Raw genomic sequence first — 25411 nt, 5'->3', positions numbered from 1 at the left:
TCGCCGCGCCGGTTGATCACGGTAGGGCCGACCGATCGGCCTCCGCGCGCCGCGGGGCGCCTGCTGGGTACGGTATCGGCGGCACGGCCGGCACAATCCACTCTTTCGGCGCCGCCGTTGTCATCGTTGGCGCCGTCGCGATCGGGACTCGGTGAGTCCCATTCGTGCTAGCAGCGCCGCTGCGGCCGATGCCGTTGGTCGGGACGCGGGTGTCTGATACAACCCTGAACCCACAGCGGCGGCGACGGATCGCCCCGCTGGCGCCCGGCGTCATGCCCCGTCACGGACGACCCATGAAACAGTTTGGCCGCGCAATGCGCCTGGCGGCCCGCTACCCCGGGACCGTTGCCGCCGTCTGGGCGACATCGGTGCTGGTCGCTGTGCTCTGGGCGGCCAACCTCGCCGCCGTGTGGCCGGTGGTTGACGCCGTCATGCAGGGGGAGTCGATCCCCAGCTGGCTCGTGCGAGAGATCGAGCAAGGCGATCAAGCCCTCGCCGACCTCAGGTCGCAACGGCTCGCCGCCGCCCGGCGGATGTCGATCTCCGGCCCCGAGACCGCCGCGCAGCTGGCGCGGGAGATCACCAATCTCCGCACGCGCGAAGGGCTCACCACCGCCGAGAACCAGCGCTGGCGGTCGATCCAGCCGTTCGCCGACCGTTGGCTCCCCGACACGCCTTTCGAAACGCTGGCGTGCGTCTGCGCGTTCTTGATGGTCGGGACGCTCGTGAAGAACGTCTTCCGGATCTTCAATCAACTGCTGGTGTCGCGACTGGGGTTCCTCATCGCCTTCGACATCCGCAAGGAGTACTTCCGCCACCTGCTGCGGCTCGACCTCGGTGAGTTCACCGACCGCGGCCGTGGCGACCACATGACGCGCTGCACCACCGACATCCACAACACGGGCTACGGCGTCCAGACGGTCTTTGGTCAGGCGATCTGCGAGCCGCTGAAGATGATCGCCTGCACCATCGGCGCCGCATGGTTCAGCTGGCGCCTGCTGCTGCTGGTGATGGTCGTCGCGCCGCTAGCGGTGCTGATGATCCGCTGGCTCGGCAAGTCGCTCAAACGCGCCAACCGCCGCGCCATGGAAGAGTTGTCGGGCGTCTACGAGTCGCTCACCGAGACCCTCAGCGCCGTGCGGCTGATCCGCTCGTTCGGCCGCGAACCGTCGGAGCGTTCGCGCTTCAACAAAGGGCTCAAGCATTACTACAACCGGCAGATGCGGATCGCCACCTACGACTCGCTCACCAGCCCGCTTACCGAGAACGTCGGCGTCGCGATGGTGATCCTCGGGGCCATCTCCGGCGGGTACCTGGTGCTCAACGAGCAGACCAGCCTGTTCGGCATCCCGATCAGCGACACGCCGCTCACGCACGGCCAGATGACCGCGTTCTTCGCGATGCTCGCCGGCATGGGCGACCCCGCGCGGCGGCTGTCGGGCGTCTTCAACATCATCCAGAGCGCCGTGGCGTCGAGCGAACGCGTCTTCGAGGTGCTCGATCGCCAGCCCTCGATCACCGACCCCGAGTCGCCGCAAGCGATCCCCGAAACGTGGCGGACGCTGCGGTTTGAGAACCTCTCGTTCCAATACAACAGCGAGGCCCTGACGCTCGAAGGCGTCAACCTCGAGGTCCGCCGCGGCGAGACCATCGCGATCGTCGGGCCCAACGGCTGCGGAAAGAGCACGCTGCTCTCATTGCCGCCGCGGCTCTACGACCCGTGCGAGGGCGCCGTCTACCTGGGCGAGGTGGACCTCCGCGACGCCCGCCTCCGCGACATCCGCAAACGCATCGGCATCGTCTCGCAACAGGCGCTGCTGCTTTCGGACACCATCGCCGAGAACATCGCCTACGGCAAACCGGGGGCGTCGCACGAAGAGATCGTCGAAGCCGCTAAGCGCGCCCACGCCCACACGTTCATCACCCAGCGACTCGCCGACGGCTACAACACGCACGTTGGTCCCGGCGGCGGTCGCCTGTCGGGCGGACAACGGCAGCGGATTGCCTTAGCGCGGGCGATCCTCCGCGACCCCGAGATCCTGATCCTCGACGAGGCCACCAGCCAGATCGACATGGAGAGCGAGCAGCTCATCCAGAAGACGCTCGCCGAGTTCACCCGCGACCGGACGACCCTGCTCATCACGCACCGCCCGAGTACGCTGACGCTCGCCGACCGGATCGTCGTTATGGACCACGGCCGCATCATCGACGTCGGCACCGCGGACGAGTTGGAAGGCCGCTGCGACATGTTCCGACGGTTATGCTGCTCGCCGCTGCTTGAGAGTGCGTGACCGCCCGTTTCGACAGCCGCGGCCCCAGCGCGTACGATAGGGGCATGCAAACCCTCCCCCTCCACACGCAGCACGAGCGCCGCTTTTCGGCGAACCGCTTCGTTTACCCCGTCCTCAGCCGGCGGTCGGGCGGGGTGTCGGTGGGCGTCAACCTGAATCCCGACAAGGTCTGCAACTTCGACTGCGTCTACTGCCAGGTCGATCGCACCAGCCGTAGCGAGACCCGTTTCGTCGAGACCGACCAACTCCTCACCGAGCTGAGCGACGTGCTGCGGATCGTCGCGTCGGGCGATCTCTACAAGACGCCCAAATTCGCGAACACGCCCGAGCCGCTCCGCCGGCTCAACGACATCGCCTTCAGCGGCGACGGCGAGCCGACCACTTACAAGAACTTCGACGAGCTGATGCAGCTCGCCGCCGACGTGAAGCGTGAGGTCGGCGCCGAGTTCGCCGCGGCCCGCGACGCCAAGATGGTGCTGATCACCAACGCGTCGATGTTCCACCGCACGCACGTCCAGAGCGGCCTGGCGATCCTCGACGCGAACAACGGCGAGGTGTGGGCCAAGCTCGACGCCGGCACCGAGGCGTACTACCACACAATCGACCGCACGAAGATCCCGTTCCAGCAGGTCCTCGACAATGTGGCGTCGGCGTCGAGAGTGCGGCCGCTAGTAATCCAGTCGCTCTTCATGCGACTAGCGGGCGACCCACCCACAACCGAGGAAATCGACGCCTATTGCGACCGCCTCAACGAGACCACGGCCACCGGCGGAGCGATCAAGCTCGTCCAGGTCTACACCGTCGCGCGGAAGCCGGCCGAGTCGATCGTCGGCGCGCTGACGGACGAAGAGGTCGATGCGATCCGCGATCGGGTGCGCCGGCGGACGGGGTTGCGCGCGGAGAGTTTCTATGGGACAAGCGGTTATTGAGAGGCGGCCTCAAGCCTTTCTCGTAACTCTTTCGCATCCTCAGCGATGCGGTTCTCAGCGTCCCATGCCGACTCGAAGCTCGGTAGCAAGAGCGACGCCAACGCTTGTTGAGAAGTCATTTTTGGACTCGGCCCTCCAGGCCCGGGCTTAGCGAACTCCTTCTCGGCAGCGGAGATAGTCTGTTCATACGCTTCGAGAACAGCGGGCTGCTCCCAAAGTCGCACGATCGGGGACATCGTTTGGAATATTTCCAAAGAGTGAGCCCGTTCCGACGCCAGCGCCTGTTGAAAGCCGCTTCGATCTTCCAAGCTCGCCAGCGCCTCATCGAGCTGCGCAGACAGGTGAGCCGGCAGCGGTCCGGTCTGAGTAGTTTGTTGCATCAGGTTGATCGCCATGTTCTGAAGCGCGCACGACAACAAGCGATTCACGATGATCGGCTCGTTCTCATAAAGCTTGCCAAGTCGGGCAAGCGCCAAGGCGGCTTCAACGGCTTTGTCCTGGTCTCCGCTCACCAGAGCAAGGCGCCCCTCCAACAACAAGAGCCTCGCCGCCGACCTCGCTGTTGACATGGTCGGCAGTCCGAAGAGGTTGGCCATCTCGTCCGCCTTCAGCAGCGAGACGTACTGGGGTCGACTCAAGATGGAATGGAGCTCGCCGATGGTTGTCGATTGCTCGTCGTACACCCGCCGCGCCTCTGCGATGCCGGTATCGTCGTAAGGCGTTTCGCCCAAGGCCTCGAGGGCGTCCGCGGCCGCGTTACCCCCTCGCTCGAGAGTGGGGCCAAGGTCACGCAACCCCGCGGCGACGTTCTCGGCGTCCGGAATCGAGTCCGCGACGAGGTCCGCATACACAACCGGCGCCCCTGAGTCGCGGAGTTGCGAAACGGTGGATTGCAACAAAGCGAACCACAAAAACGCCAGAACGAGTAAGAGAGCCAGCAGGTTCAACGGGATGAACCACCAGCGATGCCAACGGCGAACGGATGAAAACGGGGTCGCCATGAACGGCTCCGATACAGAAGAAGCGGGTTACGCCGGCTAATTCGCTCCAGACCTGTCGTTATTGGCAACATACTACCGAGATATCGTCGCTCGCCCGCGCGCCTGCCCTGCCACATCGAGCCCCACCGTCCGGTCCCAAGCCGAAAGCATCCGCGCATACATCGGCCCCGGCTTGCCTGCGCCGATCGAGGCGCCGTCGCAACGCACGACCGGCATCAAGCAGATCGACGTGCTCGACAGCCAAGCCTCGTCCGCCGCGCGGAACTCTGCTGGCGTCAGGTCGCGTTCCGTGAACGGCACGCCCTCGGCTTCGGCCAACTCACGCAGCACCGCGACGCTCACGCCCGGCAGGACCTTGTCCATCCGTGGCGAGACGATCCCTTCGCCCCCGTTGTAGATGACCACGTTCGCCGTGGACGCTTCGCCGACGTAGCCGTCTTGATCGAGCAGCAGCGCCCGCGCTCCCGGCTCGCGGCGGCGGGCTTCTTGGTCGGCGAGGTAGTAGTGCATCCGGCTGCGGCACTTCAACTCGGCGGGCCAGCAGTTCTCGGGTGTCTGCCGATGGGCGCTCGTCCACAGGCTGACCCCCGCGTCGTACTGGTGGGCCCAGTGATGGAACTCCAGCGGGAAACCATGGACGCAACGCGTCGGCTCGCCCCCAACGCCCGGCGTTGCGAAGGCGACGACCGCCCAATCGTCTTCGACGCCATCGATCGTCGCCGCGGCGCGCTGCGGCTCATGGCGGCGCAGGAACTCGGTGATCGCCGCGTCGATTTCGTCCGCGACCGCAACGTCGATGCCAACAATCTCCGCCGAACGCCGCAGCCGACGGACGTGCTCCGGTTGGCGCCACACCCGACCGCCGAAGGTGCGCAGCCGCTCGGTGATCGTGATTCCCATCGCAAAGCCGGGATCACCGACGGGGATCGACAAGGCGCGATCGTCGATCCACTGGCCGTTGAGGTAAGCCTGTCGTTCCGCCATGGGGGCCAATCGGTGAGGCGTGGTTGCTCTTGGCGCTAGCCGCCGGTAGCAGCGGATAACGCACTCAATCGTAGTCCACCCACGGACCACTGGGTACTCGGCGCCACCAGCGCAACAAGAAGGGCGCCCGCCGTTGCCGACGGGCGCCCTTGTTTGGCTTGCTCAACTCAACCGACATCAAACGACGTATGTCGGCAGCGTCACGCCATCCGCGCCGAACTCGTCTCCCGCACGATAAACGGCATCGCGGTAGAAGCCGTCACGGCTCAGCGGCTCGCGGTACAGGTTGTCGCGGTAGAAAGCCTCGCGCTCGGCGCCGTCACGCCAGTCGAACCGCTCCAGGTAGCTGTACGGCGAACGGGCGGTCGTCGTTGTGAAGCGGGGCTCGACGTAACGCGGCTCTGCCAGGCGGGGATCTGCGAGATGGGGCTCGACGTCGCGCTCGAAGCGGTAACGCGGCTGCACACGGTGAAAGGCGGGGCGGTAGGGCGCCTGCGGGCGATAGCCGCGGCGCGGGCGCCATGACTCGCCGTAGACAGCCGCCTCGTGGGCCCATTGCGCGAGCACCGAGCGGATCACCGTCAGCGACTGCGTGCCGGTGCGTTCGGCGACGACCCACTTCGCTTCGCGCCAACGCGCCTCGCTGTGGGCCAGCTCCAGCAGCTCGTGGCCGGCGTTGGTGAGCCGCACGCACGGCACGCCGCCCGCGGGACGATCGACTTCTTTAACGAGGCCCGCATCGATCAATAGCCGCACGTGGTAACGGAGCGTCTCGTCCGCTTCGCCGGTGACGCCGGGCCGCAGGGCGGTCACTGCACAGTCGGGGCCGTGGCCTTCAATATCGGCCAGCAACTGCCGGCAGAGGTCCAGATCGCGTTTCATCGGGCGCCTTCCTTTGCACTCGGAGCGGGAGAAATGGTCGCGCGGCGCTCGTTGGGTCGGCCGCGGCGAGTTGTACGGAAGGAGAATGATGCTCCAAGTCGGGGGAAACGGGCAACGCCGATTCTTTGGGGCCGTGGAGGGTGTGCGTTTTTGTCGTGCGCCGTGGGCTTCCGCCCTCGGCTGAGGTTTTTACTCATGTCGGCCTCAGCCGAGGGCGGAAGCCCACGGCGCGCCACGAGACGCCCACCACCGACCAACACCAGCAACGCTAGCGTTCGCTGTCCTCCACCACCACACGGATCTCGTCGCTATTCCCACGCAGCTCCGGCGCGTACATCGCCGAGATTTGCGCCGGCAGCGCCGCGAACTTGCCGGGCGTCTCGGCCCGCAGGCGGTAACGCACGGTCCGCTCGCCGCGGGCGAGGGTCCGGGCGTAGAACCGCACCGTCTCGTCGCGGAACTCCACGTACGCGCCCAGGGCGTTGCCGTTGTAGCCGCTCTGCGACTCGACCGGCTCGAAGCCCGCCGGCTTGGCGTCTTCGATCACGAGGTACTCGTAGTCGTTCTTGCTGGTGATCGTCAGCTCGACCTCCACCAACTCGCCCGTCTTCACGGCGCCGAGGTTCGGCACGTCGACGCGGCGGAACTCCTCGACCGTCGGCGTGAGCACGCCGCCACGGGCGTCCACGTCGGCGGCGGTCGCCTCGATCGGTACGAGCTTCTGAACCCGCCGTTTCACCCGCACCTCGAGGCCGGCGGCGCGGAGGTCGTCCTCGAGGCTGAAGTTCGTCAGCGCGGCGCCGACGTACAGCCGGCCCTCGCCCGACTTACGGACTTCGAGCGTGTGCCGCCCGGCGTCGAGTTCTTCGCCCGCCAGCACGAACCGCCCGTCGAAACGCAGCGCGTCCTTGGCGGTGAATTCACGGAGGTCGCGCTTCTTACCGTCGAGCCAGACCTCGACCGTTCCATCGACCGCCGCCTCGCCGCTCTGGCGGACGTAGTCGGCCATCGCTTCGACGACCAGCGCCGTATCGCGCGTGCTGTTCCAACGCGTGGCGTGCCGTCGGTTGGCGAGCAGGTACTTCACGAGCTTCGGCGCCAGCTCGCCCTTCGGCTCGGTGGCCGCCAGCAGCTTGAGGAAGTAGGCGTGGGCCTCGTACTCACTGCCGTACCAACGCCACCAGTAACCGTCCGGCAGGTTCAGGTACGCGGTCTGATTCTCCTCGTCCTCCTGCACAAACTGCCGCAGGTTGCGGATCACGACATCGCGCCGCTCTGCCGCTTGCGGCTTAGCGGCGTCGTCACCCCCTTCCGCGACGAGATGCAACGCGAGGCCGAGCGTCGCCAGGTTGTACGGCGCCAACTTCAACCGATCGTCGAACAGCCGCCCGAGCATCGCGTCGTTCGGCCGGCCCGCTTCGCCGAGCACCAGCTCCACCAACGCGTCGAGGTTGTCGGCCGCGAGCTTGTGGCGCCGCTGGTCGTTGATCGGCTTGCCGTCCTCGTCGACGTTCGCCAGCGCCTCGAGCTCCATCGCACGGTAGCGTTCGAGCCAGTCGAGGCCGCGGTTGAGGACGTCGTCTGAAACGCTGACGCCGCTCCGCTTCGCGATCCCCAGGCCCCGCGCGACGACCGCCGTCGTGTGTGGCGAGCTGTGCTCGCCGAGGCCGCTGAACCAGCCCCAACCGCCGTCGCTGAGCTGCATCTCGGTGAGTCGCTGCACGCCGGCGCGGACGATCTTGTCGAGCTCCGCCGGATCGAAGACCGGATCGGGCCGCTCCGTCGGGCCATCGACGGGCTCGGCCGGCTTGAGCGTCGCCAGATCGACGCCGAGGTCTTTCACCGTTTGCCTGACGATTACCGCGGGGAGGAAACGGTTGAGCGTCTGCTCGGTGCAGCCGTGCGGGTACTCGATCAGGTAAGGGAGCGTGTCGAGCATTGCGCCGACGAGCGTCGGGGCGAAACGCACCTCGAGCCGCGTCGATTCGGGCCGGCGCTCTTGTGGCACAACGAGTTGGAACGTCGCAAGGCGTTCCTTCGGGCCGATCACGCCGCTGAACGACTCGACGATCTCGGCGCCGTGAATGAGCACCGGCAGCGTCACCTGCATCGCGTCGGAGAGCGTGCCGTCCGAAGTGGCGATGACGCGGAGCGTCGCGTCGCCCGCCGCCGCGGCAGTGACGCGCCAATCGACGAGCTTCTCGGCGCCGGCGGCGATCGTGACGGTCTGCTCATTGACCGAGGGGATCGTCAGCACGCCCCCCTCTTCTTCAAGCTTCACACGCACCGTCAACTCCTCGGGCGACTCGTTCTGAACGAGGGCCGAGAGGGTCGCCTCGTCGCGCTCCACCAAGAACCGCGGCGCGCGGAGGCGGACCATCAGGTCCTTGCGCGTGACAACCTGCGCGTCCCCTTGCCCGACGCGTAGCCCGTCACCGACGGCCCAGACGCGGATCTTCCACGACGTGAGGCTCTCGGGGAGCGGCATTGGCACAATGGCGAAGCCCTCGGCGTCAGCGCTTACGGAGCCGATCCACACGGCCGTGTCGGCGAAGTTCTGACGCACCGCAACCGGCGCCGCGTCGCTGTCGGTCGTCGATGACGCCGATCGCTGCATCTTGGCGCTACCGAACTCTCCTCCGGCGGCGTCGGCGGTTTCAGCGGCCATCGCCATCGGAGCGCCAACGACGACCCCCTCCTCGTACCGTTCCTGCCACGCTAACCCGCCCCCGCCGAAGCCGCCGCGGCCAAGCATTCCTCCCCGACGCCGCGGCACAACGCCGCCGAAGACGCCCAGGTCCTGCATCGTCGGCACGTCGTTGGGCGTCACGGGGCTCTCGCTGCGCGACAGGTTGTGCGTCGTCCCCGGCCAGTGCTGGCGGGTCCAGTCCCAGAACGCCGCGCGGATGTCGCCGCCCGACGGGCCGCCGGCGATCGCCTCGACGCTGCGGTCGTACACCGCGATCGTCGCCGCGCCGGTGACGGGCTTGTCGTTTTCAACCGTGAGCTTGACGCGCAGCGTCCCCTCTTCGCCGGGCAGGTACGTCGTCGCCGACGGCGCCGCCTCGACGTGGATCACCCGCGACTCCGGCGGCACGGCGATGTTCCGCGTCACGGTGTGCAACTCGCCGCTGGAGACCGTGTGCGCCTCGACGTAGAAGTTCGGCATGTCGGCGCGCTCGATCGGGACTTCAACGACGGTGCTCTTGCCGTCGAGCACGAGCACCTGCGGCGCCGCATAAACGCCGCCCACCGGTCGCACGAACAGCGTCACTACCGAGCCGAGCCGGTCCGTGTTCACCATCAGCCGCAGCGTCTCGCCGGGCTGGTAGTCCGACTTGTCGGGCACGAGCTCCAGGTCGCCGAAGCGGAACGCGGCGCCGTCGAAGCCCGGGCCGCGGATCGTGAACACGACGCCCCCTTCGACCGCCGGCTCATCGGGACGGGTGATCGCGTCGCTGCGATAGACGAGGCGGTACTGCCCCGGCTCGGACGCCTTGAGACGCATCTCGGCCCGGCCCTCGTCGGTCGTCTCCAACCGCCACGACTGCACGAGCGTTTCGTTCGGATCGACCAGCTCCGTCGGCTCGCCGTCTTCGCCCTGCGGCTGGTCCACCGGCGGGGCGATCTTCATCAGCCGCAGCTCGCCTTCGCCGGCGATCGGCTTGCCGTCGGGCCGGCGGACCGAGACGTTCGCCTCGACCGTGTCGCCAACGTTGTAGTAACCGCCGCCCAGCCACACCGTGACGTTCACGGGCTTCCGCGCGGCGAGCACCTCGCCGGCGCCGACGATCGTGCGACGGCCCGCGTCGGTCACCTCCGCGGTGATCTGGTACTCGTGGTCGCTGTTGGGGTAACGCTCGGCGGCAAGCTTTGTCTCGATCGGCAGCCGGAAGACGCCCTCCGCGTCGAGCGTCGCCTCGCCTTCGGCGACCACTTCGGGCGGCCCCGTCACGCGCGGCAGCCACGGCGGCGCGGGGCCGAAGCAGCCCCACCGCGACCAGTCGCTCCGCCACGTCGCGTCCTGGCCGAGCCAGCCGTATCCGGGGCCGTACAGCCAGTCCCACGGCATCGGCGGCAGCCAGTGCTCGGTCCGCTTGGTGCGCACCACCTTGTACTTCACCGTGCCGCCACGCACCGGCGTGCCGGCGTAGTAGTCGGCGCAGATGACGGCCTCGAACTCGTCGCCGAGCTTCGTCGGCTCCTCGGGCGCGTCAACGATGACTTCGAACTCGGGCTTGCGGTACTCCTCGACCCGGAAGTTTCCGCTGCCGAAGCCGGCGACCTCGATGCGGTACACGCCGAGCGACGACGCGTCGGTCGTCAGGTGTTGTCCGACGACGCCGCCGAAGGCGTCGGCCGTCAGGCGTTGCGTCTCGATCTTCTCGCCACGGGCGTCGAAGAGATCGACCTGGAACTCCTTGTGGGCGAAGGGCGAGGGATCGGCCGCTTCCCCCTCCGCGGCGGCGGCGAGGTAGTCGGGCTTGCCGATCCACGCCTTGAACTGCACCGCGTCGCCCGGGCGATAGACGGGACGGTCGGTCACGAAGAACGTCCGCGCGTGCTCCGGCGGGTCGGCGTCCACGTAGCTCCGCCACACGCCGGCAAATCCCAGATACGCCATGCGGCCGTCGGCCGTGGTCGCGACGGCCAGCCATTCGTAACCCTGCTCGCCCTCCGGCGGCGCGACGTCGAACGTCGCGAGCCCGTTAGCGTCGGTCTTCTGCGTAACCTCGGTGGTCTCGATCCGCGGTTTGCGGAAGGGCTGGCCCTGCTCCTGCGGCTCCTGAACCTGGCGGTAACCGAACAGGTCGATCGAGGCCTCGGCGATCGGCTGGCCGTCGCGGGCGTCGAGCACTTGGTACAGCGCGCCGCCGGCGGTCGTCTTCCGCACGAGCGTCGTGTCGGCGACCCAGACGACGACCATCGATGGCGCGCCGCTCGAACCATCCGACGCGATCGGTGTCGCGGTGACGAGGTACGCGCCCGGCTCGGTCAGCGGCGCGTCGATCGGCGCTTCGCCGTCGCGGTGGTCGGCGGGGGTCGGGATGTCGGCAGTCCACGACGCCGCTTCTTCGCCGAGGTACTTCTTCTGGTCCTCTTGGACGAGCCGCCAACCGAGGTTCTCGACTTGCAGCGACCGCCACGGGTTGTCGATCGGCGGCTTGCCGAGCAGCGCCTTCACATCGGTGAGCAACTGCGCCACGTCGATCCGCCGCGCGAGCAACTGCACCTTGGCGGCGTTGCGATGCGTCACACGGAGCGTCGTCTTGTCGCCCGCCGCGTGAGTAACGGTCGGCTCGAAGCGAACCCACGGGTCGATAAGTTGGTCGAGCCGCTGCTGGATGCCATCGCGCAGGTCGCGATTCGATTCGGCTTTGATCGCGGCTCGCGTCGCCTCGGCCGCCTTGGGACGCTGATTGCGGTTGAGGTAGATGTCGGCGAGCGTCGTGTGCCGGTTGTGCTTGCGATAGACCTCGATGAAGCGATGCCCCTCGGGGAGCGTGAACCGCCGCACGCCGGTGGCGAGCCGCGCGATGGTCTCCTCATCGCCGAGGGTTTCGACCGCCAGAGCCGAGGTCTCTGGCAGCGGGCCGTCGCTCTCCTCCGCCGGGCGGAACCAGCCCTGCTGGGCGAGCGACTGCACGCCGAACTGGTCGTGCAAGAAGTCGGCGTAGGCCAGCTCCATTTCTGCCGCCTTGTCGGGCCGACGACGGGCCGACTCCGCCAGCAGCCAACGCATCCGCTCGCCGTCGTTCTTCGCGGCCTGCCAATCGTCGGGGACCTCGTAGAGCAGCGGCATGTCGCCATCGGCGGTGACCGGCGGGTCGCTCTGCGAGACGTTGCCGTTCCAGCGGTCGGTCGGGTCCGGCAGGTCGGCGTCGAGGTCCGTCAGCAGTTGCAACCGCCACGCGAAGCGGCCCATGCGGCTCGCCATCAACTGCGATTGCATCGCATGCAGGATGTCGTACGCCAACGCATCGTCGTCGCCGACCACCGCCAGCGCCCGCTCACCCAGCCGCAGCACCCGAACCCGGTCGGCTTCTTCAACCGACAGCATCGCCCCGCCGTCACGCTGCGGGCCGCGCCGGAACTCGCCGGCGACCTCGACGCCAAAGTGCGGGGCGTTGGCGTACGCTTCCATCGCGCCGAGCAGCATCGACGCCGACTTCTCGTAGCGGGCGACCGTCTTCTCGACGAGGTCGTCCAGCTCCACGGCCCGGTTGAGCCGCTGCAGGCAGACGGCGGCCGCCTGGAGATCGGCGCGCTGGCCCTCCCCCGAATCGAGCCGCAGCTGCGCCAACTGTAGCGCCTCGTCCCAGTGGCCCGCCTTCATCGCGTCCTCCACGGCCCGGCGCGACGCCTCCTCGGCGTAAGTACTTCCCACACAAGCGAGCAGCACGCCGCCGACTAGCAGCGCACCGAGTAGCAGTTCGCCGATCATTAACCAAAAAGGTCGCGTCATCATTCCGCCCCGTTCCTTGAGTCACAGCCCTTGGTGCGCGGGCGCCCAACCAACCCGCACCTTCGGATGCCCCCGTTCCCACGGATGCCCCCGTCTACTGATGCCATAGTGCGGCTGGGCAGCGAAAAGGGTTCAGAAAAACGGCGAAATCCTCGTAATCCGTCCGCTTCCCCCAAACCCCACGCCGGCCGCCCTCCCAAGCTAAGGGATTCGGCCCGCCCAAGCCATCGAAGGCCGGATAAACCGCCCAACGTCACGGACGGCGACCTACGCTTTTCCCACCGGTCTGACCTTCCTGAAAGGGGCGAGGGGCTGAGGAGCTAGGGGCTAAAGGGTTAAGGGACGCGCAAGCGGTCCCTCGTCATTCCCTTAGCCCCTCAGCCCCTCAGCCCCTAGCCCCTCCCCAACCATGTCCACGATCCACCGCGGCATCGCCTCCGCCCCCAGCCTGCTCACCAGCCTGCACCGCGTTATCGACGCCGCGGCGATCGCCGCTGTCTCGTACGCCGCCGCCAAGCTCACGCCCGCCGGCGGTCAGGCCGGGCTCTCGCTGGTCAACGAATGGCTCGGCGTCACCGCCGCCGCCGTGGTGGCGTTCCACGCCGTCAGCGAGCTGACCGGCGTCTACCGCAGCTGGCGCGGCGCCCGGCTCCGCGGCGAGCTCGGCTGTCTGGCGATGACCTGGGCGTACACGGTCGCTTTGATGCTCGGCATCGGCTTGGTGACCGCCTACAACGCCCGCTTCAGCTACGAGTCCAAGGTCGCCTGGATCGTCGCCACGCCGCTGGTGATGGTGACGCTGCGCTCACTGCTGCGCCTCGTGCAGCGGCGCCTGCAAGCCGAGGGCTGGAACACCAAACGCGTCGCCATCTGCGGAGCCAACGAACTCGGCGTGCAACTCGCCCGCAACCTCGCCGGCATGCCCGAGCTGGGCCTCAAGACCGTCGGCTTCTACGACGACCGTTACGTGGAACGCCGGCAACGGGCCAACCGCCGCGCCGACCAACCCGCACGGGGCGATAGCACGACCACCGACGAACGCCGCGAAGCCGAGACGTCCGACCGCCGCCAAAACGACATCGCCTCCGCCGCCCGCAAGGCGAACATCCCCACGGAACTCGGTGGCGTCGTCGGCGGCGTTACGGACCTCGTGGCCGCTTGCCGGGCGGGCGAGATCGACACCGTCTACCTGACGTTTCCGATGCGCGCCGAGAATCGTCTGCGCGACGTGCTCAACAAGCTCGCCGACACGACGGCCGACGTGTACCTCGTTCCCGACTTCTTCGTCTTCGAGTTGCTGCACGCCCGCCTCACCAACGTCGGCGGCCTGCCGGCGGTGAGCATCCACGAGAACCCGCTGTACGGCGTCGACGGCCTGCTCAAGCGTGCGTTCGACCTGGTCGCGGGGCTCGCGCTGCTGGTGCTGTTCAGCCCCGTGATGATCGCCGTGGCGCTGGCGGTGAAACTCACCAGCCGCGGGCCGGTCTTCTTCCGCCAGAAGCGCTACGGCCTCGACGGCCGTGAGATCCGCGTCTGGAAGTTCCGCAGCATGCGCGTCGAGACGTGCCAGGTCGGCGACGCCGGCACGACCGTCCAGCAAGCCACCAAGGGCGACGCCCGGATCACGCCCGTCGGCGCATTCATCCGCAAGACGAGCCTCGACGAGCTGCCGCAGCTGTTCAACGTCGTCGGCGGTTCGATGAGCCTCGTCGGCCCGCGCCCCCACGCCACCGCTCACAACGAGCAGTACCGCACCCTGATCGACGGCTACATGCTCCGCCACAAAGTGAAGCCCGGCATCACCGGCCTCGCGCAGGTGATGGGCTTCCGCGGCGAGACCGACACGCTCGACAAGATGGAAGGCCGCATCCACTACGACCACGAATACATCCGCACGTGGAGCTTCACGATGGACGTGGAGATCCTGTTCCGGACGCTGTGGGTCGTGCTGGGGCAGAAGAATGCGTATTGAGGGAGGGGCTAGGGGTTAGGGCCAGGGGATGAGGGGGACTGCCGCACATCGCTAACCTCTTTGTCAGTTAGTCTGGGTAGGCAGCGCGGAGCGGTTGGGCAAACCCGCCGCTGGCGGCTTAGCGGGCCGCCGACGCCGATACCAGTGGCGATGGTCCATCGACTCGCATCCGCCGCGCTTGCACTACTACTGCTGGCGTCGCTGGCAGTCGCCGAAGAGCCGCGCCGTTTGCCGCCGCCTAACAAAGCTAGCGTCGTTGACGACGCGGTGACGCCCACCGTCTACCAACCACTCTTTGGCGTCGCCTGCGAGCCCGGCGATGATCCGCTGACGCCGCGTTACGAAGTCGGCGCTGTCTTCGACAAGGGAGTCTTCATCCGCGGCGTTGATCCGCAGCGCGACCCGTATTCGTTGTATGTCGGCGCGCGTCTGCAATTGCGGCACACGGGGTTCACCCGCACCGCCGACGAGTGGACCGACTCGGCCGGCAATACGCGCGAGGTCCGCAACCGCAACAACTTCGACGCCGAGCGCGTGCGGATCAACTTCCAAGGGACGGCGGTCGATCCAAACCTCTCGTACTACTTCATCCTCGACGGCGACTCCGACGGGCAGTCGAACGTCGACATGCTGTTCTACGCCTTCACGTACAAGTTCGACGACGCGCTACAGCTGCGCGTCGGGCGTTGGAAGGCGGCGAGCGACCGGGAGTGGCTCGTCTCTTCGCGGTTCTTGACGCTCGCCGATCGCTCGATGGCGACCGAGTACTTCCGTTCGGGCATCACGGACGGCCTTTGGTTGCTCGGCGATCTGGGCGACGGCTGGCGTTACGAGGCCTCGCTCAGCAACGGCCTCCGCAGCAGCACCCGCCGCGGCTTCGAGTACGACGACAACCTCGGCGTCGCGGCGACAATCTATCACGACCCGCTCGGCGACTTCGGCCCCGACCTGATCGACTACGCCTGCAGCCCGGCGCCCCTGGTGCGCTACGGCGCCAGCGCGGCGTTCGACAAGACCGACGACCGCAGCGACGCGGGCTTCCCGCTTGGCGACAATAACTTCGTGACGATCTCCGACGGGACGCAATTGTCCGAGGTCGGCGCCCTCGGACCCGGAGCCCGGGTCGTCAGCGACCGCATCATGAAAGCGAGCCTCGATTTCGGCATGAAGTACCGCGGCTGGTTTATGTCCAGCGAGTGGTTCTTCCGCTCGATCCAAGACATCTCCGCCACCGCGCCGATCTTCGTCTCGCAGATCGACGACCACGGCTACCGCCTCGACACCGGGGTCTTCATCGTGCCAAAGCGGCTCGATGTCATCGGCCGCGTATCGCACGTTTCCGGCCCCTTCGGCGACTCCTACGAGTACGCCGCCGGAAGCAATTACTACTGGGGCTCGGGCACGACTGACGGCAAGCTCAATGACCGCATCAGCAAACTGACCTTCGACGTGACCTATGTCGACGGCTCGCCCGTCACCAGCCCGCTGAACGACATGGTCGCCGGCGACCGCGGCGTGCTCTTCCGCACCCAGGTCCAAATCGGCTTCTAACGTAGGGTCCACTGTGCGGACCGCCCGAAGGATTCCGCGCAACGAAAGGGTAATATCGACGAGTGACAGCGAGCCGCGTCAGCGCCCGAAGTTGAGCCGCGGTCGAGTCGCTGGGTCATTCGACTCCGCGGTCCGCACAGCGGACCCTACGAAGCGCTCAATCCACCACGATGAATCCCGCCCACCACACCGGGTGCTGCGGCGATATGTCCTTTGGGCTGTCGGGCGCGAGGCGTGGTTCATGCACCACGTCGATCGCTCGACTCTCGCACAACCGTCGGGCGCGGCCCCACGCTTCGGTGGCTGGCAGACGCGATAGGCCGCTGAGCCACTCGGCGACATAGTCGCGCGAACGGGCGCCGCCACTCGACCAGCGTTCTAGAAGGATTGGCTCGGCGCCCCCCGCAAGCAGCGACGCGACGACGTGCAACTCCGGCGCGCCGACGTCGATCGCCGACTTTGCGCGGCGGACCTTGGCGCCCCCCGCTTCGCCGCCGCCCATCGATCGCAGCACGACGGCGATCGGGTCGCTGAGCGGCAAGCCGCTCCAGGCGCCAACCTCACGCTGGCCGCGGTCGGCGGTCGTCAGCGGCAGGCCCAACGGGTCCATTGCGGCCGGCTGATTGCCGAGGTCGATCGCCATCTGACCGGCGACCGACTTCAGGTGGATCGCTGTCGGATCGAGACCCTGCGGCGGCGGCGTCGCCTTCGCAACCTCGGCGATCACGTCGATGCCGTCTACCGCGGCGGCCGATTTCGGGTCCGCTGCAATCACCCACGTGGGCCGAGTGTCTTGTTGATTCGCGTCTTCTTCGGGCCTTGGCCGCGTCGCCCACCCCGGGGTTGGTGCGTAGCTGATCGCCACGTCGGCGAGCGTCTTCCCCTCCGTCGCGCCGGGCAGCGTCAGCACGCCCAGCGGCGCCCTCCATAACGGGCCATCTGGCACGACCCACAAGCGCCGGAGCGTCGCCGCGTCGAGCCGCGAGTCGGCGAACAACCGCGTCGATAACGCGTCGGCCGCTTCGCGCCACTTGTCGTTCGTCAAGTCGTCCGCGGTCCACGTCGCCTTCGCGCTCGAGCCGACGACCTCGCGCAACAAGCGTTCGACGTCCTTGGCGAGTTCGTCGGTGGGACCGACGCGCCACAGATGCTCGCCCGCCGAGGTGAGCACGACGCCGTACGTCTCGCCGGCCGACTCATGAAACACAACGACGGCGTCCCCCTCGACGAGCTCCTGCTTGGCCGCTTCCGTATCGATCGGCGGCGGGAAGACCAGCGGTGTCGGCGTCCGCGACAACGCGACGCGCAGCGCCAAGCTCTCTCGCGCGGCCACGGACTCTCGGAGGTCCTCCGCCGCACGTCGCGCAGCGGGCGACGTCGATTCGGGCGAGTCGGCGATCGCCGCGCGCAGGGCGCTTGTAGCCGCGGCGCCTGCGCTGCGATGGTTGCGGTACTCGGGCGCGGCCGCCTCGACCTGCGCCCGCAACGCCAGGGCGGCCGGCGGTAACGCCTCGTCGGACGCCTCCAGCAACCACTGCGCCGCCACGAGTCGCCCCGCCATCGGCTGGCCGACGAACACCTCTCGACGCCGTTGTTGATCGATGATCCGGAGGCACAACAGCGGGTCCCGGTTGTCGAGCGCCGCCGCGAACCAGCGGTCGAACGCGTCCCGCAGAGGTAGTGAACCGGCGGCGACCGCGTCGAGCGGTTGGGTCTGCCACCCGAATACGGACGGGTCGCCAAGCACGCCGGCGTACGCCTGCCGCGCGAGCCGCTTCGAGAGTCGGCCGTCGTCGTACCAAGCGCCCGCGACCTGCGTCTGCAAGAGCCGCAGCGAGACCTTCTGTTGATTGGCGATCGCGCGTCGTGACTGCGCTAGGGCCGCATCGTACGGCCCGCTGGTGGCGACGAGGGCGGCGAGCCGTTCCGCCTCGCGCCCCATCCAACCGCCCGACACTTCGCGCGCCCGGCGGAACAGCGCGCCGAGCGCCGCTTTGGCGCCGCTGGAGTCGCCGGCGAGGATCGAGTTCTCGATCAGCGCGAGCCGGGCGTCGATCGACACCCGCCACAGGCCCGCTTGCTCGGTCCAGGCGACGACCTGCGCGAGCGGCGGCTTCGGCGCCGTCGGGTCGGCAAGCGACAGTTCGTGCAGCGCTCGGGTCGCTTCGGCAAGGACGTCGAAGTCCTCGTAGGCGACCGCCGCCGAGATGGCCTGCTGCAGCAGCTTGCCGGCAGCCGGCCCGTCGCCCGAGGCGGCGGTGAGCTTCCCCTGGGTGAGCAGCGAGAGTCCCGTCAGCCGGTGCTGCATCCGCCCGCCGAGGAGCGTCGCGTCCCGCAGGTGGGGCAGCGCCTTGACCGTCTCCCCCGCCGAGGCCTCGGCGAGTCCCCACCACAACTCGGTCCATGCCCGGGTCCAGTGTCCCGAGGGCCCCAGTCCGCCGCCCGCGAGCCGCGACGCGACGGCTTGCGTGCGGGCGTCGTACGCGCCGAGCGGGCCGAGCATGTCGCCGCGGCGGTAGAGCGACCAGGCGATCGCCCGCGACAGCTCTTCGCAATCGAGCTTCCAGAACTGGGCGGGTTGGACGACGCCGCCTTGTTGCTGAGCGAGTGTGTTATCGACTTGCCCCTGCTGATAGAGAAAGCTCCGCGGCATGTCGGCATAGACCGCGGAGCCCGTCACGGCCCAAGCCGGCATGCGCCTAGCCAGCGAGACGTCTTCGCGCGGCGACTGCTGCCATTGGATGCGGCGCATCCACGTGGCTTGGCTGAGGAAAAGGTCGATCGCCGCGTCGAACTGCGTCAGCGCGTCGCCGAGCCGGCCCTGTTGGTAGAGCGCCTCGCCGAGGCCGGCGTGGAAGCAGATCGAGTCGAGCCACCGTGAGTCGATCGTCTTCACCGCGGTGCGCAGCTCGGTCTGCATGACGCGCCCGGCGCGGTTGTAGTCCCCCGAGTGCAGCTCATCGAGCGCCCGGAAGTAGGTCTGCCCCGGGTAAGTGCTGAACTGCGCCCAGACCGGCGGCGCCAGCAGCGCCGCCACGACCAGCGTGACGGCCTTCAAGAAAGCGAGGCGGTTGGCTCGTATCATCCGAGAACGCTAGCAAGGGGAGCGGCGGCGAATAACGGCCGATTCGCCTTCTTTCACCCTACCCCGCCGGCGTTATTCCGTCGCGTCGGCGGCCGCCGCACTTTCTGTCAAAGTTTGCGGGCTTTGCCGCCGATAACGGTTGTGACGGCTCGCGCTGCGGCGTGGGCGCACCGAACCCGTACCAACCGCCGCGGCCGGCTACCCGGACCGCCGCCTCGGAGAGATCGCCATGGATCACGGCACACGAAAGACTGGCCTGCGGGCTTCGGGCCTTGTGGCCGCCCTCGTCGTGGCCGCCTGCCCGGCCCTGACGGGTTGCTCGATGGACATCGCCGGCCAGACGCTGCCGAGCCCGTACTACCTGACGGACGACGTGCAGTACTACGCGGAGGGCCCCGAGTTCAAGCTCGCCAACGAGGCGGCTGCGATGAAGGCTCAGAAAGAGGCCCGCATCAGCCAGCAGCAGAAGTAAGCCTGCCGCGCCTGGTTCGCCAAGACAAACGACGCCTAGACAAACGACACAGCCGCGACGGGGAAACTTCCCCGCCGCGGCTGCTTGCATTGCGGTCGGATGTTAAGAGGCGTTCTACGCGCGACGTCGCCGCGCCAGCACAAAGCCAACCGCCGTCATCGCCAACAGGGCGCTCGTCGGCTCGGGGATCGCGGTGGTGATCATCATGGCGCCCAAGTAGTAGAACCGGCTGCCGTTGTCGTTGTTGGGGCCGGCCGAAACATCGATCGACACAGCGCCCGAGCCCGTTGGTTGGATCCCCGCGACCGTGACGACCGTGTCCACGTTGGCGGAGGCATTGAGGTAGCCGACGCCCGAGTTGGCGCCGCTGATGTCATAGGCGGTCTCGCGATTGTCAGAGACCCCGGTCCGCGACGCGAAGAACGTGAAGTCGTAAGTCAGCGCTGGGTTCAAGCCGGTAAGCGATACCGTGCCTAGCGAAGCGTCCGGATTGCCACTGAACGGGCCGGTGTGTCCGAACGCGTTGTCGCGCGTCGCCGTCACGGGGAATAGGGCCGCGGCGTCGCCGGCCGGGGCGGTTTGCCCCGTCGAGTTCGAGCCGGGGAAGAACCCGCTGATCGAGATCCCGACGCCGGTGTTCGCGCCGCCCTCGTCGACCATGTCCGCGATGCTCAGGGTCGCCGGCGAGTTGACGACAATGTTGTTGAAGTTGCCGGCTGTCAGTTGAGAGCTCTCGCCGAAATCAACGAACACATTCGCGCCGGCAGCAAGCTGCGTTAGGGAGACGCCCAAGATGAGGGCCGTCGAGCCAATCCACTTCATGAGACAAACCTTCGTGTTGAAGAGCCACGATGCAATCGAGTCGGCTTCTCCGAGGAGGAGCCGCCCGCCGAGAAGAGACCGAAGAAAAGAGCAGCACGCCGCCCCCCTTCACCAACGGCGACAGGCGGCGAGTGCAAGTGCTTTACAACGCAAGGTTAGTCGTCCGACACCCCGATTGCAACAAGCAACCGCCGGATACCTCGTGAGCCCAGAGCCGCGAACGGCCGGGGTGGCTCCGCGGCGTCGAGGCCCGCGCGCGACGCTTGGAAACAGCCGTAGCCGCGACGGGGGAAGGCTCCCCGCCGCGGCTAGAAGCCGTAAAGAGTTCGCAACGAACCGCTACCCGCGACGACGCCGGGCCAGCGACAGTCCGACAACCGCCAGCGCCATCGCGGCGCTCGTGGGCTCGGGGATCACCGGCGCCAAGACCGCATCCGCCGCCGCGGCGATGGCGGCGGCGTCCGTGGTGCTGATATTGAGCGACGTGAGGATGCTCCCAAGCGGGATATCGCTAGTGGTCGTGTCGCCATAGATCGTCCCGTAGAGGACGAGCGTCGCCAGCAGCGACCCCCGGTTCTGCGCGTGGTAGATGTCGCCCGCGTAGAGACTCAGTGGGAAGCCCATCTCCTCGAACGCGTCGCCCACCGGCGCCACCAAAGCCGTCCCGGCGCCGGCGCTGGCGTTGATGTTCGCCTGCGCGGCAAGGTAACCGTCACGCAGCTCTTGCTGCATCTGCGCGGGGCCGCCCGGGAACGAAGGCGCGCCACCCGTGTAGAACGAGTGGCCAGGGCCGCGAGCCCAGGTCTCGTACAGCACGGGCGTCACATCGGGACTGCGAGCCGCAACCGCGTTATACATGCCCAGCGTGCTCGAAAGATGTTGCGACAGGTTGCCGATGTGAGTCGGCATTGTCGAGAAATCCTGCAACACAACGTAGTCCCAATCATCGCTGGCGCTGATGCCGCCGTTGATCCCGGCGGTGTTATTGGTCAGATGCCACTGGAGCGACTGGCCATTGCTCGAGCGATTGACGTTGTTCGGCGCCGGTTGACCGGCGGCGACTGCGACCGCATTGAAGATGGCCGGCACCGAGGCCGTCCCGCCGCAGCAGGTGGCGTTAGTGAAGCTATTGCCGTACCAAATGATATTGATGGGTTCGGCCGCTTGGCTCGACGCCGCCGCCACGAGGGCGGCGAGCGCGAGCGTCGGCGACAAAGCCCGTCGAAGGCATTGAAACACGTGAAGGATCTCCTTATTCAGTCGTCAATATAAAGACCGACGCGAGCGGTGGCTCAACGACGACGGAAAAGGAAACCTGCGCTGGCAAGGCCGGCGATAGCGAGCGACGCCGGCTCGGGGATCGCGGGGGCCGAAACTAGACGGACAGCGCCGAGGTAATAGAACTGCTCAGGGCTGTTGTTATTGGGGCCAGGCTTGGCGATCAACGTGATCGTGCCCGCAAGCGACGGGATGACGCCAGCAGCCGTCACCACATTGCTCGTATTATTGGCGGGCTCTAGCAACAAAGAAGTAGACGCCAAACCGCTGATGTCGTATTGCGTCTCGCGCAGGTTGGGCGTCGAGTTGCGGCCGGCAAAAATTGTGATGTCGTAGGCCGTTGCGCCCGACCCATCCAGTCCGCCAAACACTACCGTCCCCTGAGGGGTCAGCGGATTCGCCCCGAACGCTCCGGCATGGCCAAAGGCGTTGTCGCGAGTCGCGGTCGCTGCGAATATGGCCGCGTCACCTGTAGGCGTCTGGGGCCCACCCGTATTCGAGCCGGTAAAAAATCCCGAGGCGCTCGCGGTGATTCCTGTCAGCGAGCCATCCGAATCGACCGAGTCCGCAATGCTTAACTGCCCGGGCGGATTAACGACGACGTTGTTGTAATTGACCGGCGTCTGCTGATTACTGTCGCCAAAGTCATAGAAGACGGTCGCGGCGGAAGCCGACTGAACCGCAGCGAGGCCCAAAACGAGGGCCAACGAGAAGAATCGCTTCATGAGACACACCTTTTCTTGCTGAAGACACTAGATGCGGAGGGGCAGCTAACCGCAGGGGGAGAGCCGCCCGCCAGGAAAAGTCACGAGGACAAGGTGAGAGCGTCAGCGGTCGGCGAGCCCGCAGGCCAACCGCAGCTAACTGAAAACGCTTTCACCCCGCAGCCTAGTCGCCCCCCATCCCCTGTCAATAGTCGGTGCGCAAAGCAACGAAATCGCTTTCAGGCGCCCTCGGAGACTATCGTCTGGTCGGTCTCCGACCAGCCTCCGCCGGAGACCTCCATCAGCCCGCCCAACGCAGCCGATTGGTCCACCACTTGGCGGCCCGCAAAGCCCTGGGACGCCACGCCGAGGCGGCGATATGGGTCAGTCGGCTGCTCTTTTCCACCGTTGTTCGCAGGCGGGCCTTATAGCCCTCGGCGCCCACGCCGAGGTCTAGCCGCCGGTCGCCACGACTCAGGCTGTCTTCAATCACCATCCCCAACAGCACCGCGCCGGCCCCGTCAGCTAGGTTCGGGTCGTAGCCCGTCCGCAGGCCAAGAACCTCGCCATTGCAACGGTAGGCGTAGTAGTACGCCGCTGGCTTGCCGTCGAGGTAGAGCACGCTCATGTCGAGCATCCCCAGCCGTGCCGCTTGCTCGTGGGCGTCGGCGAGTTGTTCGGACACCGTCCCGTGACACAGCGTGTTGCCCGTGCGAGAGACGGCCTGCCAGCTCTTCTCCGCGACCGCGATGCAGTCGTGATACAGGTCCCAACGCGGATCGCCGTCGCCATGGCGGAGCGGCTCGGGCCGGTGACGGACAAACTCGACGTGATGGTTGCGCGACAGCCGACGCCGTTGACGCCGCAGCTCGTGACGCGTCTTCGCTGTCCGCGAAGCGAGGTACGCCTCCCAGTCGGCAAAGCGATCAAGTTCGATCACCGACGTGGTCTGGTCGTCTTCGACGATCGCCGGCAAGCCGGCCAGCTGCATGGCGTGTTCCGTACGGCCCCGATCGGTGGAGTTGTGCGCTGTCCAACGCGGAGCGAACACGTCCCACGTCCGTGGTGATTGCGCCAAGTGCTTCATCGCGATGGCGAGCGTCGCCGTTTGGTTGAGCCCGATCGGCCCGAACCAAGGCCCCCAGTTGTCGAGCGGATAGGTTAGCACCCGCACGGAGCCGAGTTTGGTCGTCTCGGTCAACTCGACCAGCGGCAAGATGCCGATCGGTCGGCCTTCGACAAGGACGATCAACACTCGAAGCCGCTTCCCTTCGCCGCAATGCTTCCAGTAATTCTCGAGCCACTCGAGCGTTTGGAAGTACGACGCCCGCGGCGTCTCGGCGTGCAGAGCGGTCCACGCCAGATGGTAACTCTGGAGCGACGCGATGCTGTTGACCTCAACGACGTCAGCCATGGGACAAGCCCCCGAGAAGAAGAGTGACGGGTCCCCACACCCGTCGTACGAGGAGTGGGTTGCAAGCCCGGCGCCAATGGCCGCCCGCGGCGTCCACGGCGCGAGAGACAAGCCCCAAACGGCCGCCGACTCCGGACAACCCTCACAAAGGCGCCGGTTCCGTGTGGCCTCAACGCAACCTGTCGTCGGCAGGCAACAGTGGCTTCCCGATCGACGAAGCGACTTTGCCACCTACAATCGGGGGCATGATGCAACCGGGCCTCATCGAGCGACTCCACGCGACTCCCTGGCGGGGCGTGCTCACCATTACCGGCGGCGGGAGCGGCGCGATCCCGAAACTCCTAACCGTCCCCGGCGCCTCGGCCACGGTTCTCGAAGCGACCGTCCCCTACTGTAAAGCATCGCTTGCCGACTGGCTCGGGGCCGCCCCCGCCCGTGCGTGCGACGAACAGACGGCTCGCCAAATGGCGATGCGGGCATTCGAGCGGGCGCGCCTGTTGGCGACCGACGCCAACCCGCGTGAACTCTTCGGCCTCGGCTGCACGGCGAGCCTCGCCTCGACGCGCCCCAAGCGCGGCGAGCACCGCGCGCATGTCGCCGTGCAAACGGCGACGGAGACCCGCGTCCTGACGCTTCACTTCGAGAAGGGCCGGCGGACCCGCATCGAGGAGGAAGAGGCGACCGCCCACGCAGCGGTCGCGTTGCTTGCTCAGACGGCCGGCGTTCATACGCTCGACCTGACGAAGACGCCCGGCGGCATCGAGGCGACCATCGAGAATGTCCTGGCGCCAGCCGAGTGGACCGGGCTGCTGCTCAACGAATGGGCGGCCGTCACGCTGCACGGCTCGCCAGCCGTTGGCGCCGCGGGCCTCTGTCTGTTCCCCGGTTCGTTCAACCCACCGCACGCCGGGCACGCCGAGATCGCCCGCATCGCCGCCGAACGCACCGGCAGGCCGGTGGTCCTAGAACTGTCGATCGCCAACGTCGATAAACCGCCGCTCGATTTCGTCGAGATCAGCCGGCGGTTGGCGGCGATTGGAGAGCGGCCCGCTTGGCTCACCAACACGCCCACGTTCATCGAAAAGGCCGGCCTTGCCCCCGGCGCCGTATTCGCCGTCGGCGCCGACACGATCCACCGCATCGGCCAGGATCGCTACTACTCCAACAACACGGCTCGCGACGCCGCCTTCGAGCGACTTGCCGCGCAGGGCTGCCGCTTCCTGGTCTTCGGCAGGAGAAAGGACGACCGGTTTGAGGGGCTCGAAGACCTCTCAATGCCGCCGAAATTGCGACAGCTTTGCGACGGCGTCACCGAAAGCGAGTTTCGCAGCGATATCAGCTCTACCGACTTGCGAGACGGGCTGTAGGCCCAAGCCCGCACGGGCCCGGCCTGGCCCGCTTCGATGGCCTCCGCCGCGAGGAGTTATGTCGCCCCCCACCTTGGGATTGCCCCAGACGGCGGTGTCATTCTAGCTGTCACTGCCGGCAACGCCGCCAACCCCTGGTTCGAGGCGATCGGCGGGATCGCTTGGGCTACGATCGGCGGAGTCTTCTCTGTCA

15 protein-coding genes are annotated in these 25411 nt (G+C 67.2%); 6 read left to right on the top strand and 9 right to left on the bottom strand.

The genetic code is table 11. The annotated features are described in order from the left end of the window. Positions 1-293 precede the first annotated feature (293 nt). Entirely contained in the window at positions 294-2291 is a 1998-nt protein-coding gene (locus Spa11_RS00895; RefSeq protein WP_197529643.1) for an ABC transporter ATP-binding protein, read from the top strand. A 44-nt stretch (positions 2292-2335) separates the two neighbouring features. Continuing rightward, positions 2336-3220 (top strand): radical SAM protein, encoded by an 885-nt coding sequence (locus tag Spa11_RS00890; protein WP_145105538.1) that lies wholly within the window; start codon positions 2336-2338, stop codon positions 3218-3220. Here Spa11_RS00890 and Spa11_RS00885 read toward each other — a convergent pair. The 4 genes from Spa11_RS00885 to Spa11_RS00870 form a co-directional block, all read right to left on the bottom strand. Further along, positions 3214-4221, bottom strand: a complete 1008-nt coding sequence (locus tag Spa11_RS00885; RefSeq protein ID WP_145105535.1) for a hypothetical protein — start codon at positions 4219-4221, stop codon at positions 3214-3216. The two genes, Spa11_RS00890 and Spa11_RS00885, sit on opposite strands and share 7 nt — an antisense overlap. 72 nt (positions 4222-4293) lie before the next feature. After that, positions 4294-5205: an aminotransferase class IV gene (locus Spa11_RS00880; RefSeq protein ID WP_145105532.1), complete on the bottom strand. Its 912-nt coding sequence runs from the start codon at positions 5203-5205 to the stop codon at positions 4294-4296. 177 nt (positions 5206-5382) lie between these two features. Next, complete coding sequence (locus tag Spa11_RS00875) at positions 5383-6087, bottom strand: DUF2513 domain-containing protein (RefSeq protein WP_145105529.1); 705 nt, start codon at positions 6085-6087, stop codon at positions 5383-5385. A gap of 268 nt (positions 6088-6355) precedes the next feature. Continuing rightward, a complete protein-coding gene (locus Spa11_RS00870) occupies positions 6356-12556 on the bottom strand; it encodes an alpha-2-macroglobulin family protein (protein ID WP_145105526.1) in 6201 nt (2066 codons plus the stop codon). 406 nt (positions 12557-12962) lie between these two features. Between Spa11_RS00870 and Spa11_RS00865 the strand changes: the two genes are divergently transcribed. Both Spa11_RS00865 and Spa11_RS00860 read left to right on the top strand, forming a co-directional pair. Beyond that, complete coding sequence (locus Spa11_RS00865; protein ID WP_145105523.1) at positions 12963-14525, top strand: undecaprenyl-phosphate glucose phosphotransferase; 1563 nt, start codon at positions 12963-12965, stop codon at positions 14523-14525. Positions 14526-14675: 150 nt separating this feature from the next. Continuing rightward, complete coding sequence (locus Spa11_RS00860; protein WP_145105520.1) at positions 14676-16076, top strand: porin; 1401 nt, start codon at positions 14676-14678, stop codon at positions 16074-16076. 157 nt (positions 16077-16233) lie between these two features. On the opposite strand, the gene Spa11_RS00855 is transcribed toward Spa11_RS00860, so the two are convergent. Next, positions 16234-19161 (bottom strand): hypothetical protein, encoded by a 2928-nt coding sequence (locus Spa11_RS00855; RefSeq protein ID WP_145105517.1) that lies wholly within the window; start codon positions 19159-19161, stop codon positions 16234-16236. Positions 19162-19390: 229 nt separating this feature from the next. Between Spa11_RS00855 and Spa11_RS00850 the strand changes: the two genes are divergently transcribed. After that, a complete protein-coding gene (locus tag Spa11_RS00850) occupies positions 19391-19633 on the top strand; it encodes a hypothetical protein (protein WP_197529642.1) in 243 nt (80 codons plus the stop codon). Between the two features lie 114 nt (positions 19634-19747). On the opposite strand, the gene Spa11_RS00845 is transcribed toward Spa11_RS00850, so the two are convergent. The 4 genes from Spa11_RS00845 to Spa11_RS00830 all read right to left on the bottom strand — a co-directional run bounded on the left by Spa11_RS00845 (position 19748) and on the right by Spa11_RS00830 (position 23851). Then, complete coding sequence (locus tag Spa11_RS00845; protein WP_145105514.1) at positions 19748-20455, bottom strand: PEP-CTERM sorting domain-containing protein; 708 nt, start codon at positions 20453-20455, stop codon at positions 19748-19750. Positions 20456-20794: 339 nt separating this feature from the next. Continuing rightward, on the bottom strand, positions 20795-21694 hold the full coding sequence (locus Spa11_RS00840) for a hypothetical protein (protein WP_145105511.1): 900 nt from the start codon (positions 21692-21694) through the stop codon (positions 20795-20797). Between the two features lie 53 nt (positions 21695-21747). Beyond that, positions 21748-22458 carry a PEP-CTERM sorting domain-containing protein gene (locus Spa11_RS00835; protein WP_145105508.1) on the bottom strand — a complete coding sequence of 237 codons (711 nt, stop codon included), beginning with the start codon at positions 22456-22458 and terminating at the stop codon, positions 21748-21750. 280 nt (positions 22459-22738) lie between these two features. Continuing rightward, complete coding sequence (locus Spa11_RS00830) at positions 22739-23851, bottom strand: GNAT family N-acetyltransferase (RefSeq protein WP_145105505.1); 1113 nt, start codon at positions 23849-23851, stop codon at positions 22739-22741. A gap of 161 nt (positions 23852-24012) precedes the next feature. Here Spa11_RS00830 and Spa11_RS00825 point away from each other — a divergent pair, with 161 nt between their 5' ends. Next, positions 24013-25218, top strand: coding sequence for a hypothetical protein (locus tag Spa11_RS00825; protein ID WP_145105501.1), 1206 nt, complete (start codon positions 24013-24015; stop codon positions 25216-25218). The last annotated feature ends 193 nt before the right edge of the window (positions 25219-25411 follow it).

It is taken from the genome of Botrimarina mediterranea (assembly GCF_007753265.1).
GTDB classification, from domain to species: Bacteria; Planctomycetota; Planctomycetia; order Pirellulales; family Lacipirellulaceae; genus Botrimarina; species Botrimarina mediterranea.
The sequence above is the reverse complement of the archived record's forward strand: the minus strand, read 5'-3'. Positions and strand labels throughout refer to the sequence as shown.

Coding starts and splice junctions, on each gene's coding strand:
- Spa11_RS00895 (WP_197529643.1), top strand. CDS start 294: ATGAAACAGTTTGGCCGCGCAATGCGCCTGGCGGCCCGCTACCCCGGG.
- Spa11_RS00890 (WP_145105538.1), top strand. CDS start 2,336: ATGCAAACCCTCCCCCTCCACACGCAGCACGAGCGCCGCTTTTCGGCG.
- Spa11_RS00885 (WP_145105535.1), bottom strand. CDS start 4,221: ATGGCGACCCCGTTTTCATCCGTTCGCCGTTGGCATCGCTGGTGGTTC.
- Spa11_RS00880 (WP_145105532.1), bottom strand. CDS start 5,205: ATGGCGGAACGACAGGCTTACCTCAACGGCCAGTGGATCGACGATCGC.
- Spa11_RS00875 (WP_145105529.1), bottom strand. CDS start 6,087: ATGAAACGCGATCTGGACCTCTGCCGGCAGTTGCTGGCCGATATTGAA.
- Spa11_RS00870 (WP_145105526.1), bottom strand. CDS start 12,556: ATGATGACGCGACCTTTTTGGTTAATGATCGGCGAACTGCTACTCGGT.
- Spa11_RS00865 (WP_145105523.1), top strand. CDS start 12,963: ATGTCCACGATCCACCGCGGCATCGCCTCCGCCCCCAGCCTGCTCACC.
- Spa11_RS00860 (WP_145105520.1), top strand. CDS start 14,676: ATGGTCCATCGACTCGCATCCGCCGCGCTTGCACTACTACTGCTGGCG.
- Spa11_RS00855 (WP_145105517.1), bottom strand. CDS start 19,161: ATGATACGAGCCAACCGCCTCGCTTTCTTGAAGGCCGTCACGCTGGTC.
- Spa11_RS00850 (WP_197529642.1), top strand. CDS start 19,391: ATGGATCACGGCACACGAAAGACTGGCCTGCGGGCTTCGGGCCTTGTG.
- Spa11_RS00845 (WP_145105514.1), bottom strand. CDS start 20,455: ATGAAGTGGATTGGCTCGACGGCCCTCATCTTGGGCGTCTCCCTAACG.
- Spa11_RS00835 (WP_145105508.1), bottom strand. CDS start 22,458: ATGAAGCGATTCTTCTCGTTGGCCCTCGTTTTGGGCCTCGCTGCGGTT.
- Spa11_RS00830 (WP_145105505.1), bottom strand. CDS start 23,851: ATGGCTGACGTCGTTGAGGTCAACAGCATCGCGTCGCTCCAGAGTTAC.